This window comes from Pseudonocardia hispaniensis (assembly GCF_042658695.1).
GTDB classification, from domain to species: Bacteria; Actinomycetota; Actinomycetes; order Mycobacteriales; family Pseudonocardiaceae; genus Pseudonocardia; species Pseudonocardia hispaniensis.
Genome location: NZ_JBHSQW010000015.1, coordinates 109,645 through 116,209, shown reverse-complemented (window position 1 = coordinate 116,209; position 6,565 = coordinate 109,645). Strand labels below are relative to the sequence as shown.

7 protein-coding genes are annotated in these 6,565 nt (G+C 71.5%); 4 read left to right on the top strand and 3 right to left on the bottom strand.

Features of this window, described 5'->3' with window-relative positions; genetic code table 11:
- Positions 1–69: 69 nt before the first annotated feature.
- The gene (locus ACFQE5_RS07960; RefSeq protein WP_379584177.1) at positions 70–255 is read right to left on the bottom strand and encodes a DUF7455 domain-containing protein; all 186 of its coding nucleotides are present in this window, start codon (positions 253–255) and stop codon (positions 70–72) included.
- 290 nt (positions 256–545) lie between these two features.
- Here ACFQE5_RS07960 and ACFQE5_RS07955 point away from each other — a divergent pair, with 290 nt between their 5' ends.
- The gene (locus tag ACFQE5_RS07955) at positions 546–1,451 is read left to right on the top strand and encodes an EamA family transporter (RefSeq protein ID WP_379584183.1); all 906 of its coding nucleotides are present in this window, start codon (positions 546–548) and stop codon (positions 1,449–1,451) included.
- Between the two features lie 127 nt (positions 1,452–1,578).
- Positions 1,579–2,019, top strand: a complete 441-nt coding sequence (locus ACFQE5_RS07950; RefSeq protein WP_379584176.1) for a hypothetical protein — start codon at positions 1,579–1,581, stop codon at positions 2,017–2,019.
- 35 nt (positions 2,020–2,054) lie between these two features.
- On the opposite strand, the gene ACFQE5_RS07945 is transcribed toward ACFQE5_RS07950, so the two are convergent.
- Both ACFQE5_RS07945 and ACFQE5_RS07940 read right to left on the bottom strand, forming a co-directional pair.
- Entirely contained in the window at positions 2,055–2,228 is a 174-nt protein-coding gene (locus ACFQE5_RS07945; protein WP_449301266.1) for a DUF7455 domain-containing protein, read from the bottom strand.
- A 236-nt stretch (positions 2,229–2,464) separates the two neighbouring features.
- Complete coding sequence (locus ACFQE5_RS07940; RefSeq protein ID WP_379584175.1) at positions 2,465–5,050, bottom strand: Hsp70 family protein; 2,586 nt, start codon at positions 5,048–5,050, stop codon at positions 2,465–2,467.
- 177 nt (positions 5,051–5,227) lie between these two features.
- Between ACFQE5_RS07940 and ACFQE5_RS07935 the strand changes: the two genes are divergently transcribed.
- Together ACFQE5_RS07935 and ACFQE5_RS07930 are read left to right on the top strand one after the other, a co-directional pair.
- Positions 5,228–5,908, top strand: a complete 681-nt coding sequence (locus ACFQE5_RS07935) for a histidine kinase (protein ID WP_379584174.1) — start codon at positions 5,228–5,230, stop codon at positions 5,906–5,908.
- Complete coding sequence (locus tag ACFQE5_RS07930) at positions 5,899–6,564, top strand: response regulator transcription factor (protein WP_379584173.1); 666 nt, start codon at positions 5,899–5,901, stop codon at positions 6,562–6,564. The genes ACFQE5_RS07935 and ACFQE5_RS07930 overlap by 10 nt, the downstream gene beginning before the upstream one ends.
- The last annotated feature ends 1 nt before the right edge of the window (position 6,565 follow it).

The following is a 6,565-nucleotide window of genomic DNA, read 5'->3' as shown; positions in this document are numbered from 1 at the left end:
GCGGGGCGGGGACCGAGTGGTCCCCGCCCCGCGGGATGCTCTGGGGAGGCCGGCCCGAGGCCGGCCCGATCAAGCGCCCGACTGCAGTTCCACGTCCAGCTCGCGCAGCTTGTCGGCATGCGCCCGCGCATGGTGCCCGCAGAAGAGGAGCTCGCCGCCGGACGGCAGCACGGCACGTACCTTGGCGGCCGCCCCGCAACGGTCACAGCGGTCGGCGGCGGTCAACTCGGGCCGGGTGAGTGTTCCTGGCTGCACAGCGGTCTCCCTCCGTCTCGATACCGGTCCCCCGGTATCGCTTGCTGTGACGACCGCTCGCGCGGTGCGCCCACTCTTGCAGACGTACAGCACCCCTGTGGGTGTTCCCGAGACCCGACGCGACAACCGTCACGTTGACACCGGAGAGCGATGGGTTGTCGCGCCGGTGAACATCCACAGATTCAGTTGACTACGAGTGAATGATGCGGTGCGAGTCGTGACCGTCGCAAGGTGTCTTCGGTCATCACCTGTGCGGATGCCGACTACGCTGCGCAGTTGTGCCGAGCAGGATGCGAGACCGGATTCCGGCTCCCGTCCTGTTCGTCCTCGGGGGCACCTCGATGTATGCCGGGGCGGCCCTCGCGGTGGGTCTGTTCGATCTGCTCTCGCCCGCCGCGGTCGCCGTGTTACGGATCGTCGGGGCGGCGCTGGTCCTGCTGGTGTGGCGACGACCCGGCGCCGACGCGTGGCGCATCGGCCGGCTGGCGGCGGCGGTTGCGTTCGGCCTGGCCACCGCGGGGATGAACATCGCCTTCTACGAGGCGATCGCCCGTCTGCCGTTGGGGACCGCCGTCGCGCTGGAGTTCTGCGGCCCGGTCGCCGTGGCGGCTCTCGCCTCCCGGCGCGCCCGCGATGTCGCGGCCGTTGCCCTGGCCGCCGTCGGTGTCGCGCTCATCGCGGATGTGCGCTGGTCAGGCAGCCCGTCGGGGGTCCTGTGGGCGCTCACCGCGGCGGCCCTGTGGGCGGCCTACATCGTGCTCGGCAAGCGCATCGCCAGCGGTGGGAACGGTGTCGATGACATGACGGTGGGATTCACGTTGGCCGCCGTCGCGCTGCTTCCGCTGCTGATGGTCGACGAGCGGGCGCTCCCGGCCCTGGCCGAGCCCAGGGTGCTGCTCATCGGCTTCGGGGTTGGCGTGCTCTCCAGCGCGCTGCCCTATGTGCTCGACCAGGTTGTGCTGCGCCGCCTCGGGCAGGCCCGGTTCGCGGTACTGCTGGCCCTGCTGCCGGCCACCGCCACGGTCGTCGGGCTGGTTGGTCTCGGTCAGGTGCCCGGCGTGCTGGAGAGCCTCGGGATCGTCGCCGTGGTGATCGCGGTCGGGCTGCGCTCGCGCGATGGTGACACCCCGATCGCGGCGCAGCAGGTACCGGCGGGTCGGTACGGACCGCGTGAGAAGGCACCGGGGGCCGGGTAGCCGCCGCGGCACGGTGCAGTGGCGGCACCGGCCCTGCCGGTTCACCCGGTCCCGCGGGACGTTCCTGCCTGCCGTTCGGTGCGAGCCGGTCCGGACCGTGGTGTTTGACCCCGGGTACTCATCGGGCGTGCTCGGTGTCGTGCTCATGCTGGTGGCCGCGTGCCTGAACGCCCTGGCCTCCGTGCTGCAGCGGCGCGTGACGAGGGAACAACCCGAGTCGGCGGCGTTCTCGCTCGGGATGATCCTCGACCTGCTCCGCCGCCCGTTGTGGTTGCTCGGCATTCTCGCGTTGTCCGCCGGCAATCTCGTCGCCTCCCAGCCCGGATTCACCCTGACCAACCCGCTCGTCTCGGTGGCGTGGGGGCTGGCGGTGTTCGGCGAACACGGTCGCGGTGGGTTCTTCCTGGTCGGCACGCTCATGGGCGCCGGGCTGATCGGCGTGGGGACGATGATGCTGGCCCGCTCCGACCTGCTGGACCCGGACGCGACCCACGAACACGACGACGCGGCCGACGAGGGGGCCGCGGGCGAGCAGGCGCGGCCGCGGGCGGAACCGGCTCCCTCGTGACCGTGGGGCGCCGATCCGGTCGCGGGGTGACCGGATCAGGCCTGCGTGCTCAGGCGAGCACCCGCGGCCTCCAGTGCGGGCCGGTGCTCGCGTGCGTGGTGCCCGCAGAACAGCAGGTCGTGGCCGGTCGACAGGATGACCCTGACCGTGGCGGCGGCGCCGCACCGGTCGCATCGGCGGTCCAGGCGGGTGGGCGAGGGCGAGTCCATCCTCGTCGTCATGTCGTCACGCGGCCGCGAGCAGCGCCCGGCCGGACGCGGTGACCAGGGCACGGCCCCGGCTGGTCGGCGGGGCGGGGTGTGGGGATGGCCATCGGGTTCCTCCGTGTGGTCCGGTCCTTCCCGGGCCTGTGCAGGATGCGCCCGCCGGCGTTCCCCAGCCATCTCGTTGTCCCTACGACGTTCTGGGTCAACCCGCCTCCGCGGGTAGGGACCACCCCCGTCGGTCAGGTCCCGATATCCAGGATCCGCAGGGTCCCGTCGCCGAGGTTGCTCACGTAGGCCTGCTTGCCGTTCGGCAGCACCGCGATGCTGGTGGGTGACTTCCCGGTCGGGATCGTCGCGGTGACCTGGAAGGTCTCAGCATTGATCACCGAAACGGTGCCGTCGGTGACGTTCGCGGTGTAGGCGAAGCGCCCGTCCGGGGCCCACGCGATGTACTGCGGGTTCGTGCCCACCGGAATCGTCGCGATGACCTTCAGGGTGTTGGTGTCGATCACCGAGACCGACGCGCTGTCGTAGTTGACGTTCGCGACCAGGGGCCGGTTCGGGTGCACGGCGATGCTGTGCGGGCTGGTGCCCACCGGCACCTCGGCGATGACCTTGTTGGTGGCGGTGTCGATGGCCGAGACCAGGTTCGACTCGTGGTTGGCGGTGTAGGCGCGGGTTCCGTCGGGGGAGAACGCGACCCAGTGCGGGTTGCGCGCCACCGTGATCGTGTCCTGGAGGGTGTTGTTGCCGGTGTCGATCACCGACACGTTGCCCGAGTCGTGGTTGGGAACGTAGAGCCGATCCCCGTTGGGCTGGACGGCAAGCGCGAAGGGCCGGGTGCCGACCGGGATCGTCGCGATCACCGAGTTGGTGGTCGTGTCCAGCACGGCGACGACGTTGACGGTGCGGGCGTCGTTGAAGACGCTCACGTACACGCGCTTGCCGTCGGCGGAGAACGTCAGGTACTGCGGCGGCCCGGTGGTGATCGGGATGGTCGCGGTGACCGCGTTGACCGCGGTGTCGACCACCGTGACGACCCCGGCGTTCCGGTTGGCGATGTAGAGCAGCTTGCCGTTGGGCGAGGCAGCGACGAAGCCGGGGGTGGTCCCGACCGGGATGGTGGGGCCGATGGTGGGGATCGGCACGCTCGTGGCGACCGTGACGGTGCCGGGAGGTGCCGGTCCTGCCTGGACGGGACCGGTCGGCTCGGCGGGACCGGCGCCGGGCGATCCGCCCAACCGGTTGACCGCGACGTAGCCGAGCACACCGACCAGCGCCAGAAGCGCCACGACAGCGGCGACGATCACGGGTGTCCGCCCGGTGCGGCCGGGGCGAGCGGGAGGCGGTGCGCCCAGGCGGGTGTCGCCCGGTGGACCGCCCGCAGGCGGTGGTGGGCCGCTCGGCTCGGGCCATGGTCCCGGTGGCCGGGGTGGCGGACCAGCGGGACTCGTCCGGCCCGCGGTGGCTGCCGACCGGGGTACCTGCTGCTCGGGGATCGCGCCGGGCGGTACGGAGCCGCTCGCCTCCGGGCGCGGATCGGGCGTCGGCGTCCGGGGCGCAGCGGCCACGGTGGCCGCCGCACCGGTGACGGCCTCCCGCCCGACGGCCGATCCGTTCGACGAGCCGGCCCATCCGGAGGGGGTGGGCGGGCCGGCCGCAGCGGCCGCGGCGGGCCCGGGCGGCCCGGTCGCTCCCGCGGTCACCCGGGTCGGCGTCTCCACCTCGTCCGGGACGACGATGGTGTTCGGGCCGCCCGCTCCGGCGAGGGTCCCGGCCAGCGTTGCCGCACCGAGCGCGACCGCGTACTTGGGATGGGCGTCGACGACCGTCGGGCGGCGCAACGCTTCGGTGAGCATCGTGGCGATCAGCGGGATCCGTGAGGATCCGCCGACCAGCAGCACCGCGGTGAGCTGCTCAGGGGTGACGTTCGCCGAACGAAGGGTGCGCTCCAGCGCCACGATCGTCGACTCGACCGGGGCCCGCACCATGTCCTCGAACTCGGCCCGGGTCAACCGGACGTCGAAGTGCCGGTTGGGCAGGAACACCGGGATCGTGGTCTCGGTGTCGATCGACAGGGCCTCCTTGGCCAGCACACAGTCCTGACGCAGCCGGGCCAGCGCGATCGCGGTCTGCGGGTCACCGAGGTCCAGCTCGGACAGGGCGCCGCCGGAGGCGTAGTTGACATGCGACAGGATCGCCTCGTCGAAATCGACGCCGCCGAGGCGTTCGATTCCCTCCGGGATGCCCAGGATCTCGATGGCGTCCGTCCGCTTGCGCAGGACCGTGGCGTCGAACGTGCCGCCACCGAGGTCGTAGACCGCGACGACGTCACCGTCGGCGAGCTGCCGTGACGCGGCGTAGTGCGCCGCCGCCGCCTCCGGTTCGGTGACCAGCCGCGGCCCGGTGAGCCCCGCGGCCTGGGGAACCTCCTCGAACAGTTCCCTGCGGAACGGGCCCCAGTTGGCCGGATGGGTCAGCACGATCTGGCCGGGCGGCCGGCCCTCGGTCTCGCTGACCTTGGTGAGGATGTCGCGCAGCAGCGCGCCCAGCAGCGCGGTGACCGCGTACGGGATGCCGCCCAGCATCACCGGGGTGGGATCGCCGAGCCTGCGCTTGAACTCCCGGCCGACCCGCTCCGGACTGCTCACCGCGCGACGGCTCGCGGCATCACCGGTGACGACGGTTCCGTCCTCCCGCAGATACACGACCGCAGGGGTGACCACAGACCGGTCGCCCAGGGTGAACATCTCGACCCGGGACTCATGCGCGATCGCGGCCGCGACGAATGTCGTGCCGAGATCCACGCCGAGGTTGTAGGTCACCGCGACTCCTTGCAGGCGGGCCGCCATCGTAACGAGAATCTCGCCGGGCCCGATACCTGAACATCTCGCGAATCGCTGGACCAGCCGTGGGCGAACTCGCAGGATCGGGGAGAACCCCACCCGCGAGGTGGGGTTCTCCCCCTTCCCGGCGCGTCGTGCGAGGGCCACGATCTTCCCATGACGCTCGAGCCCGCGCACTGTGCCGGGGAGGCGTCGGGTCCGGCACCCGGGCCGTACGCGGCGGAGCCCGCGAGGCAGGTCGTCCGCCTCGCCGAACCCGTGAGCGAGGAGCGTCGGCGTCACGGACGCGAGCAGTGGCTGCGCAGGCGGCGGCTCGAGCGGCAGCTGCACGACGGGGCCGCGCTGCGGATCTCCGCGCTGTCGCTGCAGCTCGGGTTGTTCCGGCATCGGGTCCCCGTGGGCGAGACGGACCTGCAGGACTCGATCGACGGGTTGCAGGACCAGTTGCACACGGTCCTTCAGGAGCTGCGCGACGTCGCGGTGAAGATCTACCCACCGCTGCTCGACGAGGCCGGTCTCGGCCCGGCGCTGCGCGAGCTGGCCGAACACGCCGACCGGAGGGTGCACGTCTCCGCCGCCGACCGCAGGTTCGGCGCGGCCGCGGAGGGCGCCGCCTACTTCGCCGTCAGCGAGCTGTTGGCCGTCCTCCCGCCCGGGGCAGGGCCGGTCGGGGTGGCGGTCGAGGGAGCCGAAGGCCAGCTGATCCTTTCGCTGACCGGCGTCGACACGCGGCACACCGAAGTGGTGGACTATCAGGTCCGACCACTGGGTGGGACGGTCGACGTCGCCGCGGAAGGCGGGACCGGGACGATCACAGCGAGGATCCCATGCGAGTAGCGCTCGCCGAGGACGGGGCCCTGTTCCGGGAGGGCCTGCTCATGCTGCTTCGGGCCGCCGGGCACGAGGTCGTGGCCTGTGCGGCGGGCGGCGACGAGCTCGTCGCGATGCTGGCGAACCAAGCCGCGGATGTCGCGATCCTGGACATCCGGATGCCTCCCGAACCCGATGGTGGCCTGGTGACCGCCGAACGCCTGCGCGCCGCGCACCCCAAGCTGGGCTTGCTGTTCCTTTCGCACTACGCCGAATCGCATTACCTGATGCGGATCCTGCAGATCGGCACCGAGGCCATCGGGTACCGGCTCAAGGAGAAGGTGGGGAGCGTCGACGTCCTCACCGATACGTTGAACCGGATCGAGGCCGGCGAGATCGTCATCGAGCCGGTGTTGGCGAAACGGCTGGTGGAACGGCCTCGCGGGGACAAGAAGGATGTCATCGCCGCGCTGTCGGAACGAGAGCTCGACGTGCTGCGCCTGATGGCCGAGGGCCGGTCGAACAACGGCATCGCCGGGCAGCTGTTCGTGACGCCCAAGGCCGTCGAGAAGCACATCGCCAGCATCTTCGGCAAGCTCGGCCTGCACGCGGATACGGCGGAGCATCACCGAAGGGTGCTGGCCGTCCTGACCTACCTGCGGTCGCAGCGCAACGGCGAGTAGC